This is a genomic window from Prolixibacter denitrificans (genome assembly GCF_003014495.1).
Taxonomy (GTDB): Bacteria; Bacteroidota; Bacteroidia; order Bacteroidales; family Prolixibacteraceae; genus Prolixibacter; species Prolixibacter denitrificans.
The window spans coordinates 59,205-76,187 of the sequence record NZ_PYGC01000003.1 but is presented as its reverse complement, the minus strand read 5'-3'; the positions used below and the strand labels follow the sequence as shown (position 1 = coordinate 76,187).

Below are 16,983 nucleotides of genomic sequence, written 5' to 3'. Positions count from 1 at the left end.
TAACAACCAGAAGTAGTGTCATTACAACGAATAGTAGCTATATTTTGGCTGATTCCGGAGATAACGCAAAATATCTTTGTGGTGTCGATTAAAAACAATAAAAATGACACAAATGGAAACAAAGATGATTGGCAACAAGATTGCTGAAGCCAGAAAGAAGCTAAACATTTCGCAAGCCCAACTTGCTGAACAATTGTTTATCAGCGCACAGGCCGTTGGGAAATGGGAACGTGGTGAATCGATGCCCGACATTGTTACACTGAACCGCCTGGCAGTGATTCTGGGTGTCGACTTGAATTACTTTTCAGAAAGCTTCCCGGTGGGAGAAACGGAAACAGCAACGGGGGATTCATCGCACGAAACCTCATCTGGTGGGCCTGAGAAGAAGCCTGGCTGGAATATGTCACGAGGCAACTGGGTTGACGCTGACTTTTCGGGATTAAAGAATCTGCACGAGAAATTCAGTGGCTCCAACATGCAGCGCTGTATGTTTAATGGTTCCGATTTGTCAGGACTTCTCCTGAAAGGCAATCATGTTGTTGGATGCGATTTTTCTGATTCAGACTTCAACAGCAGTCATATCCGGGGTTCCCACTTGGATAACAACATCTTTAATCGTTGTGTGCTGAAAGAAGCTGAATTTTCAGGATGCCACATCAGCGGCTGCGATTTTTCCGGCGCTGATATGTCAGGAACGACGATGAAATCATGCGACTTCCAAAAAAATACGGTTTCTCATGCTCGCTGGAGTCGTACGTCCTTTCACGATACATCACTGACGAATATCGTTTTTGATGGCACTATGGAGGATTGCTCCTTTGAAAACTGTCACTTTAAAAATGTAAAATTCGAGCACGTAACCATCGTCAACACGTTCTTTAAAAACCGAAGCTTGAAAAGGATTCAGTTTGTTGACTGCCAGGCTGATCCAATAACCTATGCATTCCTGAAAAACGGGAAAGCCGATGTAAACGGTATCACCCTGATAACAACATAAAGCAGGATGTAAATCATATCGAAAAATAAATCGCCAACCGTTGTTTTACCTGAAATACCCAATATCCTTCAATTGAAAAGATTTTGGTAACTTGTTACAACCCTAACATCCAAGATATAAGAAAAGAAAACTTTTGATTGGTATGAACAGGTGCGTTGAAGGAAAAGGGACACAGTAGTAAAAAAGAATGGAGAAGATGGAAAACATATTTGAATCATTTATTGAACCGACAGTTGTTTTACTGATTTTAGTCGTCCTTTTGGTTTTCAACTCGTGGATTTTTAAGAGAATGAAATCAACGGCATCAAATGGAAATATTACCAGAGGGGCTATTTCATTTTTCCTGGTTCTCATCGGTCTGTTGGTTTTTATTCTGGTCTTGCCAATTGATAAATCACTGAAAGGACAAATCTTGGGCTTTCTTGGAATAATTATTAGTGCAGGGATTGCTTTAAGTTCAACCACCGTTTTAGGCAACCTGATAGCTGGGATTATGAACAAATCCATGAACCGTTTTAGGAATGGAGACCTGATAAAAATTGGAGACTTACAGGGTAGGGTGATTAAGAAAAGTGTTTTTCATACGGAAATCCAACTCGAAGACAGCAATTTTATATCGATTCCCAATCTCTATGTTGCCAGCAATCCTGTTAAATTGATACGCAAGACAAACACTGTGATTTCCGCGTCCGTTTCATTAGGATACGATATATCGCGGGATAATATTGAAAAGGCACTAAAAGAGGCAGCGATTTCAGCCGGACTGTCTGACCCTTATGTCTATATTACCAGTTTGGGGGATTTTTCAGTCGTATACAAAATTCATGGTTTTTTAGAGGACAGTAGTAGCTATTTCAGCACGAGTTCACTTCTTAACGCGCATGTCATGGATAGACTTCACGAAGAAAAAATAGAAATTGTATCACCGACTTTTATGAACCAACGACGTGTGGACGAAAAAGAATTCATCCCTACGCAGGTTATTAAGAAAATAGAACCGGTTAAAGAAAAATCTCCGGAAGATTTGATATTTGATGAAGCCATCGAATCGGGAAAAATTGAAACTAAAAAGGACTATATTAAAGAGATAGAGAAAAAGCAGGAAGCATTAAAAGATAAACTGAAGGACTTGAAGGATGACAAAGAGATTGAAAAGACGAAATCCTTGATGAAGAGAAATGAAGATTTGAAGGAGCGACTTCAGAATAGTATCAAAGAGCAGATTGACAAAGATAACTTAGAAAAGTAGACTTCAATCGTTCCACCGGCCCGAAGACCAACCCAACCCGCAACCTACAGCCAAATATGGACATAAAAGAACTCTATCACAATTTGGTAAAAGCATATTCCAACGAAAACCTGAACGTCATTACAGGGAAACTCATTGTGCTTTATAAAAACCGGAATTACCGTAAGATCCGGGAAATGGCCAACCGGATATCGGAATATGTTTCCATTGACGAGGAGAAAGATGCCCGGTGTTTCTCCATACTGGTCATGTTGTATCATCCCGACAGAGGAGAGCAGTTTCGCCGGGAGATTAAAAAACTGTACGAGCAAAACGACTACGCGAGGCTCCGCAGACATTCTCATATCCTATTGATGGACGATATTGATTCTGTTGTCGTTACAAAAATCGATGAAGATATTGACTACCATCCGGAATATGCCTGGGATGTGAATCCGGACGAAGGTTTTGGTTTTGAAGATGCCGATGAGGAGAATGAGGAAGCGTATGAAGTCGGGACCGCTGACTACGAAAGGTCGTTTTACAACCTGGTGAAGATGCGCGAGTATGGAAGGGTAAACATCGAATTTCCGTTTTATTACCTCGAAGATTTCGAAGAATTTGAAATGGCTTACAGTGGATTGGAGACGCTGGATGGTGTCGAACACTGTATTCATGTGAAAATACTAGATGTTTCCAACAACTCGATATCCGATATTGAAAATCTTTGGAATTTAAAAAGTCTGGAAGAATTGTATTTGGCCAATAACCAGATTGGATATATCGATACGCTAAGCAACCTGGTCAATCTGAAAGTGGTTGACCTGTCAGGAAACCAGATTGATGATATATCGCCGCTTTTGGAACTAGAAAATCTGGAGTATGTGAACCTGATTGGAAATCCGGTGCCAAAGAATCAGATTGACTTGCTGGAGGCGAAAGGGATGATTGTTACTATTGTTACTGCTGAAATGGTCGGAACGCAGGGTATTCAGCATTCATAAGCAAAAATGTTTTATCTTGAGGCAATTCAATAACTGACCAATTTGACAACATGACAAAGAAACAAACCAAACGAATTATCAGAATCCTATTATTTGTCGGAACCGCGATCTCTTTGTTTTTTGTACCCTGGATTTTGGTCAGAGCCTGGATAAGACCGCTGCCCGACACCATTCAGGAACAGCTGGAGGAGGGCATTCAATATGGATTTGACGGGATGATTGCCTATGTGGACGAGGCAGGCAAACCACCGGCATTTTATGCAGCCGGCTGGAAGGACAGGGAAAAGAAGATACCGGCCGACCCGCACGCCCTGTTCAAGATTGCCAGCGTCGGGAAATTATATGATGCCGTTGCTATCACGAAATTGGTATATGCCGGACGTTTGTCATTGGACAGTACGTTGGCTTATTACATGCCCAAACTGGTGGGACGAATTCAATATGCCGATAAAATTACCTTACGAATGATGGTGGAGCATCGGAGTGGAATTCCCAACCTGACCAGCACGCCTAATTTTTGGACCAATCCACCCAAAACCAGTGAGGAAGCGCTTCAAAGGGTACTCGACTTGCCGGCAGACTTTAAACCGGGAAAAGACTATGAGTATTCCAATACCAATTATCTGTTGATAGGTGAAATCATTCAAAAGGTGACGGGAGAGAGCAAATTCCAATACATCAAGAAGAGCATACTGGATCCGCTCGGATTAAAACACACGTTCGGTTCAATTCATGATGTGAATATGAACGATTTGATGAGTGGTTATTATGTCGGTGTCAAGCAGGATATAAAAGATACCGATTATAGCTCCATGATAGCTACCGCACAGGATGTGGGAACATTCTTACGGGCGTTAAACGATGGCTCTCTGTTTACCGATAAAAAGGAGCAGGAAATCTATTCCTCCATTTATCGTTATAACCATACTGGTCTGGTTCCCGGCTACCAGACGATTGCCAAATACTTCAAAGACATCGACACGGTGGTCATTCAATTCAATAATACGACTAACTTTGATGGATATGACTGGAATTTAGCGGAAATTATCTACAACCGTGTTGTCAGGATTATCAGAAGACAAAGAAAATCGTAACCGAGTGTATCCATGGATATTTCTTTTCTCTGCGAATTTCTTTGGCGTCCTTTGCGTGGAACAAAATTCTCTTGGTCAGCGTTGGGACCGTACTGCCATCTTAGGATGCTATATTCACAATCTTCCCCATCTCACCAGTCCAATCCTCCTCCCAAAACCCGAAAGATTTCGTTAACTTAGTTATGTCCTAACAACCAGCGAAATGAGAACGAAAAAACTGACCGGTTATCGTTCTGTCTGGATTGCAAAGACACACCGTTGAATGAGGAGGAATCGCTATGGCACCGAAAACAGTCGATCAAAAGGCACCTCAATCAGTAAGCCCCCAGTATTTGGCTGGATTAATCATCACGTATCTCCTGGTACCGCTGGTGCTCATGATAAGCGGATGGGATTGGGGGTGGTGGCAGGGGTGGTTGTATTCAGCGCTGATAACGGTAGCGGCCATCGGTCCGCGGTTGTGGGCAGAAAGAAAGCATCCGGGATTGCTGGCCGAACGGGGCAAATTTGGAAAAGACCAGGATGTGAAATCATGGGACAAAGTACTGGCTCCGTTAATGATACTGACCATATCATTCCCCTTATACATCGTGGCGGGACTCGATCACCGCTTAGGGTGGTCACCCCAGTTTCCGGTATGGCTCAACATCATAGGCTTCCTCCTGGTTGCGTTGGGTTACGCATTCGGGGGATGGGCCATGGTCGAAAACCGATTCTTTTCAACCATGGTACGTATTCAGACCGACCGGGGACACCGGGTGTGTGACAGCGGTCCGTACCGCTTTGTGCGGCATCCGGGGTATGCCGGGAATATCCTGGCGCTGCCCGGCATGGTACTGGCATTGGGCTCCGTTTGGACCATCATTCCAGTGATAGTGGCCCTGATCATTGCCGTGATACGGACCCGCCTGGAAGACCGGACGCTACAGGAAGAACTGCCGGGATATCGCGATTATACCCGCCGCGTACGTTACCGCTTGTTTCCGGGAATCTACTAAGGAACACCGTTGCCTAGTGTTCACCCCGATAGCTGTCGGAACAAGTCAAAGTGTTCCTCCTGCCCGGGATGTGCATCCGGAACTGACTCACGCATTTTTCGCCACCTGAGTCATTGCCCCTAATGGAAAAGAGGCGCATGTTCCAAACCGAATAATGCTTGTATTTCCCTGCGCGGCACGTAATGGCATTGATATGAAATGCCAAAAGCCCCTTTAGGCCCCGAAATATCGGGGTGGGGTAGTGCGCCGCCTGAGTTAAATCCCCGGGTAGGGAAACGTGTGTGAGATAGCGATCGTGTGACGGACATGATTGAAATACATTCGCTGTTTCGAGCGCAATGGTGGTGTAGCCACATTGAAAAACAACTATTTCTTTTGGCTTGTTCTTTTCCGGCAAAGCTGGATAAACCATTCTTCACCCCCAATCAATTTGGGGGTTGGGAACGCCCCCTTTTGGCCATCCTCACCATCCCTTTCCCGCCCACCCATCGGAAAACCGGAGAAATTTCGTTAACTTGTAACTGTACTAACAGCCAGTGAAATGAGAGCAGAAAAACCAACCATTCATCACTGGGATTGCGACCTGGCAGAACTCCTTCCCGTTGGCGTGGAGGAGCAGCCATTCCCATCGTTTTTTACCACTCAGCATACCAGGTGTTGTCGTGCCCTTGGTTCTGACAGTAGCATGACACCCAAAAGTTGGTTAAAAGAAAAATCGCAGCTGTGTGTGATACATGCTGGTTAACAAGCTTTCGTGAATCCTAACTTAAAACGATAATAAAATGAAAAGAAAAATTAGTTTCCCCATCGCTGTTGTCATACTGATGTTTTTGTTCGGGTGTAATGAAAGTAGTCAGAAGATTCGTGATAATGAAGCTTTAGCCAAAGCCGCTCTTGATGCCTGGTCAAGCCACGATTCGGGTAACCTGACCGCTCTTTTTGCCGACAGTTGTTTGTATGAAGAAGTGGCTACCGGAAGGAAATTTAATACGAAAAGAGCAATCGCTGATTATTTTGATCGCACGATAGCAGGAGTTCCTGATTCTGATTTCGAAATAGTTGATGTGATAGCCAGTGAAAATATGGCGATGGTGGAATGGGTTTGGACCGGTACCAATACCGTGGGGTGGGCGAATATGAATATTCCGGCCACCAATAAGCATTTCGAAGTGAGAGGCGTATCGGTAATGGACATAGAAAATAACCGAATCAGTAAAAACCGGGATTATTGGGATTGGAATACATTTTTGAAAGGTATCGGTGTTGAATGAACTGTAAACATACCTGCCAATTAGGTGACTAAATCCCGGAGGGATGAGCCCCGGGTAGGGAAACGTGCGTGAGATTGCGATCGTGTGACGGACATGATTGAAATACATTTGCTGTTTCGAGCGCAATGGTGGTTTAGCCACATTGAAAAACAACTATTTCTTTTGTAGTCCTTTTCCGGCAACGCCGGATAAATCATTCTTCACCCCCAATCAATTTGGGGGTTGGGAACTCCCTCTTTTGACCATCTCCCCAGCCCGAAACCCATCCATCGGAAACCCGAAAGATTTCCTGGACTTGGATGTATCCTAACAACCAACAAAATGAGAATTGAAAAACTGACTACTTGACAATTCAGCACCAGTGGTACACCAATCACGCCCATATGGAAGATATAGCGTCGTTTTAGTAGATATAAACCGTTGTGCAACAATTAACAAGAAATGCTGTAACCATTTTTCCAATTACGTGGTCTAAGTAAGAAATGCTAATCTACCGAAAATGGAAAAAACGAAATTACTATTTCTAATGATTCTAAGCGGGTTTGCCTTGAGTACCCATTTTGCGGAGGCAAATGTGATTTTAGTGCCGCATAATGGTTCCCATTCGGTGCAAAAACCCAATAATTCACCTGACCAATATCGTCTGGAGTTTTCTGAAACAACCCCGAAACTTGTAAAAATTGAAGCACAAATAACACTTAAGGATTCACTCTTGAAAATGAGTGATAATGGACCAATGCCCTATAGATGGCCCCAGTATATTCATGATTTGTGTGCTTATGTTAAAAATGGAAAGCAGCTTAAATTACACAAAAGAGATTCAACTGCCTGGATAGTGAATAATGTGCATAAGGGGCAGGAAATCATCATCCGTTATCATGTACTTATTGATCATGAAAAACAAAATTGGCCTGGTGGAATCGATGGGGTGGCATTCGTAAGAGATTGGGGTATCACGGCATCTGGTCGCTCTTTGTTTATTATCAATGGTGACGTTAAAACAGATATAGAAGTGCTCTTTAAGAAACCTGACGATTGGGAGATATCCACTCCCTGGGAAAGCGTAGATCCGGAGAACACAACCTATATGGTCGCCAATCAAACCCAACTTTTAGAATCATTCATAGTTGCCGGTACTCAACAGGAAGTTAAAATTGCCCGCGATGAATTTAATCTAAACTTTGTACTTGGAGGTGATACCATTGCAAAGAATAAAGAGCACTATGTTGATGCGGCTAACAAAATATTAGATTATTACATAAATCTTATGGGAGGTTTACCCAAAAATTCCTCCGGGGGTAAATTATCCAATGTATTGGTCGTCATCAATCAATCAAAAGAAATGGATGGTGAAGTAATCGGTGATAACATTAGTCTGTTTCTAAACCCGGAAGCTGCTCCACAAGAACAGATAATAAGCTGGTTTCTGTTTGCTCATGAATTCTTTCACCTTTGGAATGGCAAATCAATTAGATTTAAAGACACCCGTACGGATTGGTTTAAGGAAGGGATCACAAATTACTACACACTCAAAGCACTATATAATGCCAAACTAGTAAATGAAGAAGCAATTAAAGGCGTCTTGAATCAATTGTTTTATAAGCGATATATCAATGACAAAGGTTTGGGAAAGATTGCTCCGGCTGATGCTGCTTCAGGTTTTGATAAGGATAACCATTGGGGACTTGTTTATGGAGGTGGTCTGTTTGCCGGAATCTGTATCGATATGCAAATTAGGCATAACACCGAGAATGCTCACAGTTTAGATAACCTGATGCAATTTTTCTACAAAGAAACAGCAGGAACCGATACCTTAATTGGCAACCAGGACATACTAAATCAAGCCAATTTACTTGCTCATACTGACTTCACTGGATTTATGAATGCCTATATAAATGGAACAGACGAAGTTCCATTAAATAAATACCTGGAGTTTGCCGGAATTCAGGCAAGTACCAATAATAAACAATTGCGATTAATTCATGAGTTGGGTAAAACTGATCTTCAACAAAAGTTGTGGCGCGGCTTTTTAGGATTGAACTAATTATTGAATAAAAGGCATAGGTAGGTAGACTGATGTCAACAATGAAGCGTTCTGCCCGTGCTTCCGGTTCTGCTAATTCAAGCTGTTCCCTTTCCCTAAATCCCCACCCATCAAAACCTGAAAGATTTTGTTAACTTGGATGCACCAAACATCCAACAAAATGAAGACAGTAATTTCGACCAATTACCATCAGGCTTGTGACGTAGCAGGACTGCTTCCTGATTGTATGGGGAAGCAGCAATCAATAATGCTTTTGGCAACGCCAAATTATAACGTACGCAATACTTCCCAATAAGGGCGCGTAACAGCAATGTTGATACACACTAGTAAGCCATAATTTTGAAAGAACATACATGAAAAAGTATATTTTAATATTGACAATCGGATTCACAATTTTTTATTCGTGTAAGAATAATAAGAGTCGGTATTTTCAAAATGAATCGAAGATTGTAAATGAGAAGATTAAGTATAATCTTTCAAAGATTCAGAAGAAATTACTATTAAATCCTGAAATGGCTAGACCATATTTTGAGGTCGCTTCTTTTTTGGACACGACATTTGATTCCTTACTGCATTTTGTTGACCAAGGAAATTTGAAAGCAATTAATGATGGCTTAATAAATTTGAATGAATCCATAAAATCGATTTCATACTTCAATTCTGAATACATCAAAGAGATTATTATCCCTAATCGATTCAAAACATTCAAATCATTAGACAATAAAAAAATAATAAGATTAGACCTTCTCAACCTAGAGAATGAACTTGTAAGTTATTTATTTAATAGAATTGAAGCTGATTATTATAAATTCAATAAACTAAGTGTAGTTGTCGTAGATTCTTCGGACAATATTAAAGTTGGCGATATATATCAAGCCAGTATAATTCTTGCAGCCGAAGACACAACAATTTGTCCATCTATGATAGTTACAGACTTTTCACAGCCAGACAGTGTGCTAAATGCAATAAGACCAGACAATAAAAGAACATTTTATCTTGATGCGATTGACGGTAAAGGTATTTACAGAGAGAAAATTAATAAACTAGGAAAACATGGATTCAAAGGAGTAGTTCAGATACCTAATTCAAGTGGAGAACTTGAAAGATTTAAGTTTTATAAAGAATTTACCGTGACAAAATAAAAAAACTATGTCTAACACAGTACATATTGCAGGTCGGGGTTCAGTGGTGCGCCAACTGTGCCCCGAGGCTTCGGGGCTCGTTTCGCAGTTCCGTGTCCTTCGGACAGGGACGCTTTCCGAAATCCGCCCCGCAACTTACACAAACCGTTGTGTGTAATTATTAATGAACAATGAAATATGACCATAAGAAAAGTGATTAGTAACATTGTAAAATCTATGGCAATGGCAGTAAGCCTGGTGATTTTGTTGGCTTGTGTTTTTGATTTACAATATTCGATACTTATTGGACCTTTTTTAGATGTATTGTTGCTAATGGGATTAACGGTAATTGGGATGATTTTATCCATAGTTACCATCCCACTGAATGGCTCAAAGAAACTTTATTCATATCTACCACTCTCTTTGATTATTGTTGCTTTTAGCTTTACTGCTGCATTTCCTAAGCTCAGTTTGGGGCACCATATTCATTATTTGATGAATAAGGGCAATTTAGAAGTTATTGAAAAAGAAAGTACTAAAGCTAATGTGTATGATTTAACTGATATGCTTCGTTACCAAAAAAGCTTAAATGATGAATCATTATCAAATGACTTAAAATATATAACGAAGAAAGAGATTGAAAATGCGTTTGGAGGTTATATCAAAAAACAGAACCTGAATATTGATGAGATTGTAGATATTCAAAGGAGGATGATCGATTCAGATATAATTTCACTGAATCGGACAGATGATTATTTAATCTTGACAGTAGACGGATTTGTTGATAACGAATATGGTTACGTTAAATCCTTTAAAAAGAAATTAAAAGTAGGAGATGAATTGCCACCATATGGATTTGTAATTGTTCGACTGATTAAATTTAAAGATGGTTGGTATTTCTTCTATACAACATGATTAATAAGTTATGCAAAACAAATTGTCATATACAGCGAAGCTTTTTTCGATCTATCAACCGAACCCATTCCACCCCGAAACCCCAGCCATCGAAAACCCAAAATATTTTGTTAAATAGCGAGCCCTAACAGCCAACAAAATGAAGATAGAGAATCTGACCACTCAACATCCGATCTTTACTACAGAAAAAGAATTTCCCATTTGCATTGAACGAAGATCTTTTCATCTAGCTAAAAGAAAAATAAGTGCACGACGATTTGCCACATCGGTGTAAACAATTTTGCAGTGAGAGCTAATCTATTAAGTGGACCAGTGTATTTCAAGAAAATTGACAAATCGCTAAATTCAATAACAGATAAGGTTTAAAAATAAAATCAGATAAAAAACTAAAAAATGGCAAAGTATTTAAGAACCTCTAGTATTACGGCAGAATTAGAAAACTTAATTAGAGAAGCACGAAAAGAATTGTATATAATAAGTCCGTACTTAAAACTCTCTGACAACATGAAAGAGTTACTAAATGATAAGGAAAGAGAGAAAGTAGACGTTAGAATTATTTTTGGCAAACAAGAACTTGCCCCAGCGGAAATGAGTTATTTGGAAAAATTAAAATATGTTCGACTATATTTTTCAAAGAATCTTCATGCAAAATGTTACTTAAATGAGAATAAAATGATAATTGCTTCAATGAATTTATATGAGTTCTCTCAGCAACATAATAGAGAAATGGGGATTTTGATTGATACAGCAAATGAGAATGATAAAGAAGTTTATGAAGATGCCTCAAATGATATTGAGTCAATTATGCATAACAGTGAAGATTTTTCTTACGTGCAAGCTCCGCAAAAGACACTTGATCAGAATGAACCTGACGGAATTATGAATGGACAAAATGATTCTGAAATCAAGAAAGTCTTCTCAAATTCAAAATTGTTAACAACTAAAGAAATATCTCAAGCAATTGGAATTAGTAGTAGAAAAATTAATTCATGGCTAGTGGACAATAAATTAATGTATAAAAAGGAAGAAGATTGGTTTGCTACAAAAAAAGGGAATGAGCTTGGAGCAAAACAAAAAGAAGGTGCATATGGAAAATTCATTGTTTGGCCTGAAGATATTATAGCCGAAATAAAAGAATAAAATTGCTTGTAAGTTGTCTTGCAGCGTTCGTACCCTAGGCTTTGAATGGCAACGACAACTTACAATTTATCACTGCCAACCTACACCGCTCCCTCCAAACCCCCACCCACCCAAAACCCGGCAAATTTCCTTAACTTGATGGTGTCTGGTAGAATAGGACGCTTATTTCAATGAATGAATAAACATACGATATGACAACATTAGTCGTTGGAGCAACGGGAGCAACCGGAAAACATCTGGTGGAGCAACTGCTCAATTCCCGGCAAAAAGTAAAGGTGATTGTTCGTTCGCCTGAGAAATTGCCCGAGACATGGAAAACCAACGACCAACTGTCCGTCATTCAAGCCAGCGTATCCGAAATCACGGTAGATGAAATGGCCGGATACATCCGCGATTGTGATGCCGTCGCTTCGTGTTTAGGCCATCATCCGAATTGGAAAGGGATATACGGAAAACCCCGACGACTGGTGACCGACGCTGTCATCCTCCTTTGTCATGCCATTGAAAAGAACGCACCGGGTAAGCCCGTGAAATTTGTATTGATGAACACGACCGGCAACCGGAACCGCGACTTAAACGAACCCGTTTCGATGGGGCAACGGTTGGTCATCGCCATCCTCCGGTTATTGTTACCTCCACATGTCGATAATGAAAAGGCAGCCGATTATTTACGGACGAAGATGGGGCAAATAAACAGTTTCATCGAGTGGGTAGCGGTTCGTCCCGATGGTTTGGTAAACGAAGACCAGGTCACCGGATACGAGGTTCATCCTTCACCCACACGAAGTGCGATTTTTAATGCCGGAACGGTCAGCCGGATCAATGTCGGTCATTTTATGGCTGAACTGATTACCAACAATGACGTATGGAGTAAGTGGAAGGGACAAATGCCCGTTATCTATCAAACGGCTCCGAAGAATCGTCAATCGTAAACGCCAACCATCTCACCACTCCAAAACTCCATCCATCGAAAACCGAAAAGATTTTGTTAACTTGGATGCACCATAAAATCCAACAACATGAAGACAGAAAATGAATTGGGAAGAAAATTGGAAAATTAAAGATGATAAAGTTTTTTCGGGTGGACAAGGTTCGATAAGAAAGGTTATTAACATCAATAATGAAAGTGTTGGTGCTTTAAAAGAATTACATCCTGAGCATTTGAAGTCAACCGAAAGAAGATTTAGATTCCACAGAGAAACGAATGTTCTGTTGATGCTTGATGGTAAGTATACTCCAAAGGTTATTGAGCATAATGTAAATTCTTGGCAAGACGCATCGGAAAAACTTTGGGTTATAATGCAATGGATTGAAGGTCCAACATTAACTGAATTTATTCAAAGAAATGGGAATTTATGTTTAGATGATGCTATTTGTGTTACGTTGGAATTAATTGATGCCTTAAATAGTTTTCATAAGTTAAATGTGCTTCATAGAGATATAAAGCCTGACAATATTATCCTTCTAAATCAAAATATAAATAATCCTGTTCTGGTTGATTTTGGTTTAGCATATTTCGATGAAGAGGATTTTAAAAGCAAACTAGGTCAAGAATTGGGTAATCGTTTTTTGAGAATGCCTGAATTAAGCGCAGGCAGTTCAATTAAGGCACAAGCAACAGATCTAACAATGCTTTTAGGTGTTCTTTTTTATGTGCTAACGGGAGTTGCACCAAGACAACTCCAGGATTTTGAAGGTAAATTACCTCATGAAAGAAACCTTAGTATTTTCACAGAGGACACATTATCTGATTTAAGATGGAGTAAGCTGAAACGAATATTTTATGTAGGTTTTCAACCTAGGTTAGAACTTCGTTTTCAAAACTGTGAATCCTTAAGAAATGCGATTATGAATATTGACCCAAATGAAAATGAAGGTGATGAATTTATTAATGACATCGAGAATCTCAGGGCCACAATTGAGAACTCTGATGTTGCTTATAGAACTGAGATAAGTAACAAAATATCAAAACTGACAGAGAAACTGAGTGGTGAATTCAGTAAATATTTATCTCAAGCTGGTTTAGTAGCATATGGCAGCAGTGGATTTCAAGAAACAGACCTTATACATAAAGTTCATTTCGGTATCCATCGACCAGAAATACCGAAACCAGTTGTGGTTCTCCATCATAAAATTGAAGCTACTTTGAGCGAGATAGCTTTAATGTATAAAATAGATAATGACGAATTTCATACATACTACAATGGTTCAGTTGCCGACGTTGAAGGATTCACAGAGACAGCATTAACAGAAATCAAACATTTATTTAGGTTATCAATAGAATCATTTAGAATGAAATTGGAGAAATAGAACAATTGTGGTTATAGAAACAGAAGAGGGATATATTCGAAAGGTCCCGATAGATTGTTTTCAATTTGCAGATTAATAGCTTTGGATATGTAAAATAGGCGAAATAGTAATAAAATCAAGAGATGTAATCTGCTTCAGATCTTCTTGCGGTTTGAAAATATTGAAGCCGTAATCTACTGCTTTGCTATACACTTGGCGATTAAGCAATATGTTAATTGGAGCTTAAAATATTCACAGGCAAAAAAGGAAAAGAGACAATACAAAAACAATGAGCCATGAGAAAGAATTATGAAACATATAGTGTTTTTACTCCCTCGCAACCCGCTGAGCTAACCTTTGTTGACAGAGAGCAGGTCAATAAGCAATTAGTTGATTCCATTAGAACTCCCGGCAGACAATTAGTAATCTTTGGATTTAGCGGTTCGGGGAAAACAACACTAATAAATAACAAATTAAATCAGCTTTATTCTGAAGTTATTGAATCTCAGTGTACAAAGGGGACAACAATTGACCAACTAAAGCTAGAAGCTTTTGATGCGTTAGATAAATATTACATATCAGAAGTATCTAACACGAATGGCTCTGAGATTTCAGCTAGTTTGAAATCTGTATATGCAGAAATTAGGGCAGCATCAAAGGTTCAAAAAGGAGAAAAATATACACGAGTTGTACCTTTACAATTAACAGATAAAAGATTAGCTGAATTTATTGGTGAATCTAATGCTTGCTGGAAAATTGAAGACTTTCACAAAGTAGGTAAAGAACATAAGCAGAGGTTAGCGCAAATAATGAAAGTTTTCATGGATACTTCCCAAGTATACAAAACTACTAAGATTATTGCAATAGGTGCGGTTGGCACAGGCAAAGAGATAGTTGAGTACGACAATGAAATGAGCGAAAGAATTTCAGAAATATTTGTCCCTCTTATGTCCCCTAAAGAACTTGAAAATATTATAACAAAGGGAGAAAAGCTTTTAAATGTTCATTTTCCTAAATATTTGAAAAATAAAATTATTGCATATTCAAATGGTTTAGGGGCTATATGCCATCAACTTTGCCTTTCAATGTGTACTAATAATAATATTTACGAAACTGCAGAAAGTAGACATAAATTTCTAGAGACAGATTTAGATTTATCAATTGAGGATTATTTGAACCAAAAATATGCAACTCTTAAATCAGCTTACGAAAAAGCGACTAAAACATCTAAAAAGAGTAAATATGGAACAAAAGAGATTTTAAAAGCTATTATCAGACTTAACAAAAGTGAAGTAAGTAGTGAAGAAATATTAGATGAGTTGCGAAATGACATACACGATTACCCATCAAATACCTTAACAACATATTTGAATCATCTAACATCCATTGATAGAGAAGAGGTACTGAGAGTAAATGCTGATTCAAAAGAATATTTTTTCAGTAACCCATTTCAAAAAGCATATATGGAATTGAAATTTAGCAAAGAAAAACAAACCAAAGCCGTAGGTTCTGTGCAGATATCTGCAAATGAACTATTTTCACTCATTGCAGCAAGACAACAATTTGAAAATGATTTTGATGATTCTGACGAAATATTTCAACATAATTATGACCTGTCTGATTTGTAAAATGTAAAAAATAATTTATCGGCGCCTTCGTCAAAATACATCGCCTAACAAAAGGTATACGTAGTATAAGTTCATGGGTAATTCAAGCGCAGCTCTCTGTTGGAACACCGCCAATTCGTCTTTGACGATTTGGCTATAAAAATGAAAATCTGAATAAACGAGTTGGCTCTGCGCAGTTTGAAATTGAATTTCCTCAGTTCCTGCACTCCACATAGCCAAACTGTTACAGCAACCTCATCAAACGCTAACCTTCTTCACAGCTCCGCATCCCTGCAGTTCGCCTTTCTCGAATTGGGCGATCATCTCGCCGGCAATGCTGATGGTGGAGGAGTGGTTGGGCAGGTTACCACGGGAGAACCAGGCGGCTTCCACAATCTCGTTGCCGTCGACGCGGATGGGCTGGTGTTCGTCGGCCTCCGCCACAAAACCAATCATCATCGAACCCGACAGCGGCCAGGGCTGGCTCTTGTAATACTGAATGTTTGTCACATCGAGGCCCACCTCTTCTTTCACCTCGCGTGCCAACGCCTCCTCGAGCGTTTCGCCCACATCCACGTACCCGGCAATCAGCGAAAACCAGTTGCCGCGGAAATTCGCATTGCGCGCCAGCAGCAGTTTATCGCCGCTCACAATGGCCACAATAATGGCCGGCGAAATTTTGGGATAAACGGTGGTATGGCAATTCGGACACACCAGCGCCCGTTCGTTGGACTTGTGTTCGGTCCGGCTCCCGCATTTCCCGCAAAAACGGTTCTGCGTGTACCAGTTCACCAGGTGTAACCCCGCAATGCTCACCCACGCGATTTCCGGCTGTTCAATCGTCCGGAAGAAACTGATTTCCTGGTAAGCAAAATCCGGTTCCTTCGCGGCCAGCTCATCCCACACCAGGAAGCACGAAACATCGTTCAGCGAAAACAGGAACGTGCTTTCCGTCTGCTCCGAAATCTCCGGGAAATCCTTCTTTCGCGGTAGCCCGAATGTCTCCCCGTCGGTTTTCAGCAACAACGTGTTGTCCCGGTAACAAAGCACAATGTCCTCGTCTCCGATGTGTTGTTCAGCGCGGTATTGATTGTCGAAACGGTGGGGAAAAATATCCTGAATCATGAGGCAAACGGTTGAAATATCATCGGCAAAGATAACCAGAATAACGTTGGGTGTGGACGCATTGACGATTTTTAACGGTAGAGACGCCCGACTCGGGCGTCTCTACCGCCGGTGCCCTCATCCCGCCCTCCATCAACGCGCACGTAGAGA

The 16,983-nt window shown here is 40.3% G+C and carries 16 protein-coding genes; 14 read left to right on the top strand and 2 right to left on the bottom strand.

The features are described 5' to 3' along the window. Positions 1 to 112: 112 nt before the first annotated feature. The 5 genes from CLV93_RS07105 (at position 113) to CLV93_RS07085 (ending at position 5,321) form a co-directional block, all read left to right on the top strand. Positions 113 to 997: a pentapeptide repeat-containing protein gene (locus CLV93_RS07105; RefSeq protein WP_106541844.1), complete on the top strand. Its 885-nt coding sequence runs from the start codon at positions 113 to 115 to the stop codon at positions 995 to 997. Between the two features lie 196 nt (positions 998 to 1,193). Next, on the top strand, positions 1,194 to 2,246 hold the full coding sequence (locus CLV93_RS07100) for a mechanosensitive ion channel family protein (RefSeq protein ID WP_170108885.1): 1,053 nt from the start codon (positions 1,194 to 1,196) through the stop codon (positions 2,244 to 2,246). A 56-nt stretch (positions 2,247 to 2,302) separates the two neighbouring features. After that, entirely contained in the window at positions 2,303 to 3,229 is a 927-nt protein-coding gene (locus CLV93_RS07095; RefSeq protein WP_106541493.1) for a leucine-rich repeat domain-containing protein, read from the top strand. A gap of 50 nt (positions 3,230 to 3,279) precedes the next feature. Next, positions 3,280 to 4,323: a serine hydrolase domain-containing protein gene (locus CLV93_RS07090; protein ID WP_106541492.1), complete on the top strand. Its 1,044-nt coding sequence runs from the start codon at positions 3,280 to 3,282 to the stop codon at positions 4,321 to 4,323. A gap of 278 nt (positions 4,324 to 4,601) precedes the next feature. Beyond that, on the top strand, positions 4,602 to 5,321 hold the full coding sequence (locus tag CLV93_RS07085; RefSeq protein ID WP_106541491.1) for a methyltransferase family protein: 720 nt from the start codon (positions 4,602 to 4,604) through the stop codon (positions 5,319 to 5,321). Between the two features lie 13 nt (positions 5,322 to 5,334). On the opposite strand, the gene CLV93_RS20110 is transcribed toward CLV93_RS07085, so the two are convergent. Further along, positions 5,335 to 5,733, bottom strand: a complete 399-nt coding sequence (locus tag CLV93_RS20110; protein ID WP_146141972.1) for a hypothetical protein — start codon at positions 5,731 to 5,733, stop codon at positions 5,335 to 5,337. Between the two features lie 129 nt (positions 5,734 to 5,862). Here CLV93_RS20110 and CLV93_RS20105 point away from each other — a divergent pair, with 129 nt between their 5' ends. The 9 genes from CLV93_RS20105 (at position 5,863) to CLV93_RS07045 (ending at position 15,729) form a co-directional block, all read left to right on the top strand. After that, on the top strand, positions 5,863 to 6,066 hold the full coding sequence (locus CLV93_RS20105) for a hypothetical protein (RefSeq protein WP_146141971.1): 204 nt from the start codon (positions 5,863 to 5,865) through the stop codon (positions 6,064 to 6,066). A gap of 37 nt (positions 6,067 to 6,103) precedes the next feature. After that, on the top strand, positions 6,104 to 6,592 hold the full coding sequence (locus CLV93_RS07080) for a nuclear transport factor 2 family protein (RefSeq protein WP_106541490.1): 489 nt from the start codon (positions 6,104 to 6,106) through the stop codon (positions 6,590 to 6,592). Between the two features lie 499 nt (positions 6,593 to 7,091). Next, positions 7,092 to 8,636 carry a M61 family metallopeptidase gene (locus CLV93_RS07075; protein WP_106541489.1) on the top strand — a complete coding sequence of 515 codons (1,545 nt, stop codon included), beginning with the start codon at positions 7,092 to 7,094 and terminating at the stop codon, positions 8,634 to 8,636. 512 nt (positions 8,637 to 9,148) lie between these two features. Then, positions 9,149 to 9,778 (top strand): hypothetical protein, encoded by a 630-nt coding sequence (locus CLV93_RS07070; protein ID WP_153637065.1) that lies wholly within the window; start codon positions 9,149 to 9,151, stop codon positions 9,776 to 9,778. A 222-nt stretch (positions 9,779 to 10,000) separates the two neighbouring features. Next, entirely contained in the window at positions 10,001 to 10,672 is a 672-nt protein-coding gene (locus CLV93_RS07065) for a hypothetical protein (protein ID WP_146141970.1), read from the top strand. A gap of 393 nt (positions 10,673 to 11,065) precedes the next feature. Then, on the top strand, positions 11,066 to 11,812 hold the full coding sequence (locus CLV93_RS07060) for a phospholipase D family protein (protein ID WP_106541486.1): 747 nt from the start codon (positions 11,066 to 11,068) through the stop codon (positions 11,810 to 11,812). Positions 11,813 to 12,003: 191 nt separating this feature from the next. Next, positions 12,004 to 12,744, top strand: a complete 741-nt coding sequence (locus tag CLV93_RS07055) for an SDR family oxidoreductase (protein WP_106541485.1) — start codon at positions 12,004 to 12,006, stop codon at positions 12,742 to 12,744. Between the two features lie 100 nt (positions 12,745 to 12,844). Continuing rightward, positions 12,845 to 14,122, top strand: coding sequence for a protein kinase domain-containing protein (locus CLV93_RS07050; RefSeq protein WP_106541484.1), 1,278 nt, complete (start codon positions 12,845 to 12,847; stop codon positions 14,120 to 14,122). Between the two features lie 275 nt (positions 14,123 to 14,397). After that, positions 14,398 to 15,729 carry a P-loop NTPase family protein gene (locus CLV93_RS07045; RefSeq protein WP_106541483.1) on the top strand — a complete coding sequence of 444 codons (1,332 nt, stop codon included), beginning with the start codon at positions 14,398 to 14,400 and terminating at the stop codon, positions 15,727 to 15,729. A gap of 237 nt (positions 15,730 to 15,966) precedes the next feature. On the opposite strand, the gene nudC is transcribed toward CLV93_RS07045, so the two are convergent. Next, positions 15,967 to 16,833: an NAD(+) diphosphatase gene (gene nudC, locus CLV93_RS07035; protein ID WP_106541481.1), complete on the bottom strand. Its 867-nt coding sequence runs from the start codon at positions 16,831 to 16,833 to the stop codon at positions 15,967 to 15,969. Positions 16,834 to 16,983: the final 150 nt, after the last annotated feature.

Coding starts and splice junctions, on each gene's coding strand:
- CLV93_RS07105 (WP_106541844.1), top strand. CDS start 113: ATGGAAACAAAGATGATTGGCAACAAGATTGCTGAAGCCAGAAAGAAG.
- CLV93_RS07100 (WP_170108885.1), top strand. CDS start 1,194: ATGGAAAACATATTTGAATCATTTATTGAACCGACAGTTGTTTTACTG.
- CLV93_RS07095 (WP_106541493.1), top strand. CDS start 2,303: ATGGACATAAAAGAACTCTATCACAATTTGGTAAAAGCATATTCCAAC.
- CLV93_RS07090 (WP_106541492.1), top strand. CDS start 3,280: ATGACAAAGAAACAAACCAAACGAATTATCAGAATCCTATTATTTGTC.
- CLV93_RS07085 (WP_106541491.1), top strand. CDS start 4,602: ATGGCACCGAAAACAGTCGATCAAAAGGCACCTCAATCAGTAAGCCCC.
- CLV93_RS20110 (WP_146141972.1), bottom strand. CDS start 5,733: ATGGTTTATCCAGCTTTGCCGGAAAAGAACAAGCCAAAAGAAATAGTT.
- CLV93_RS20105 (WP_146141971.1), top strand. CDS start 5,863: ATGAGAGCAGAAAAACCAACCATTCATCACTGGGATTGCGACCTGGCA.
- CLV93_RS07080 (WP_106541490.1), top strand. CDS start 6,104: ATGAAAAGAAAAATTAGTTTCCCCATCGCTGTTGTCATACTGATGTTT.
- CLV93_RS07075 (WP_106541489.1), top strand. CDS start 7,092: ATGGAAAAAACGAAATTACTATTTCTAATGATTCTAAGCGGGTTTGCC.
- CLV93_RS07070 (WP_153637065.1), top strand. CDS start 9,149: ATGGCTAGACCATATTTTGAGGTCGCTTCTTTTTTGGACACGACATTT.
- CLV93_RS07065 (WP_146141970.1), top strand. CDS start 10,001: ATGGCAGTAAGCCTGGTGATTTTGTTGGCTTGTGTTTTTGATTTACAA.
- CLV93_RS07060 (WP_106541486.1), top strand. CDS start 11,066: ATGGCAAAGTATTTAAGAACCTCTAGTATTACGGCAGAATTAGAAAAC.
- CLV93_RS07055 (WP_106541485.1), top strand. CDS start 12,004: ATGACAACATTAGTCGTTGGAGCAACGGGAGCAACCGGAAAACATCTG.
- CLV93_RS07050 (WP_106541484.1), top strand. CDS start 12,845: ATGAATTGGGAAGAAAATTGGAAAATTAAAGATGATAAAGTTTTTTCG.
- CLV93_RS07045 (WP_106541483.1), top strand. CDS start 14,398: ATGAGAAAGAATTATGAAACATATAGTGTTTTTACTCCCTCGCAACCC.
- nudC (WP_106541481.1), bottom strand. CDS start 16,833: ATGATTCAGGATATTTTTCCCCACCGTTTCGACAATCAATACCGCGCT.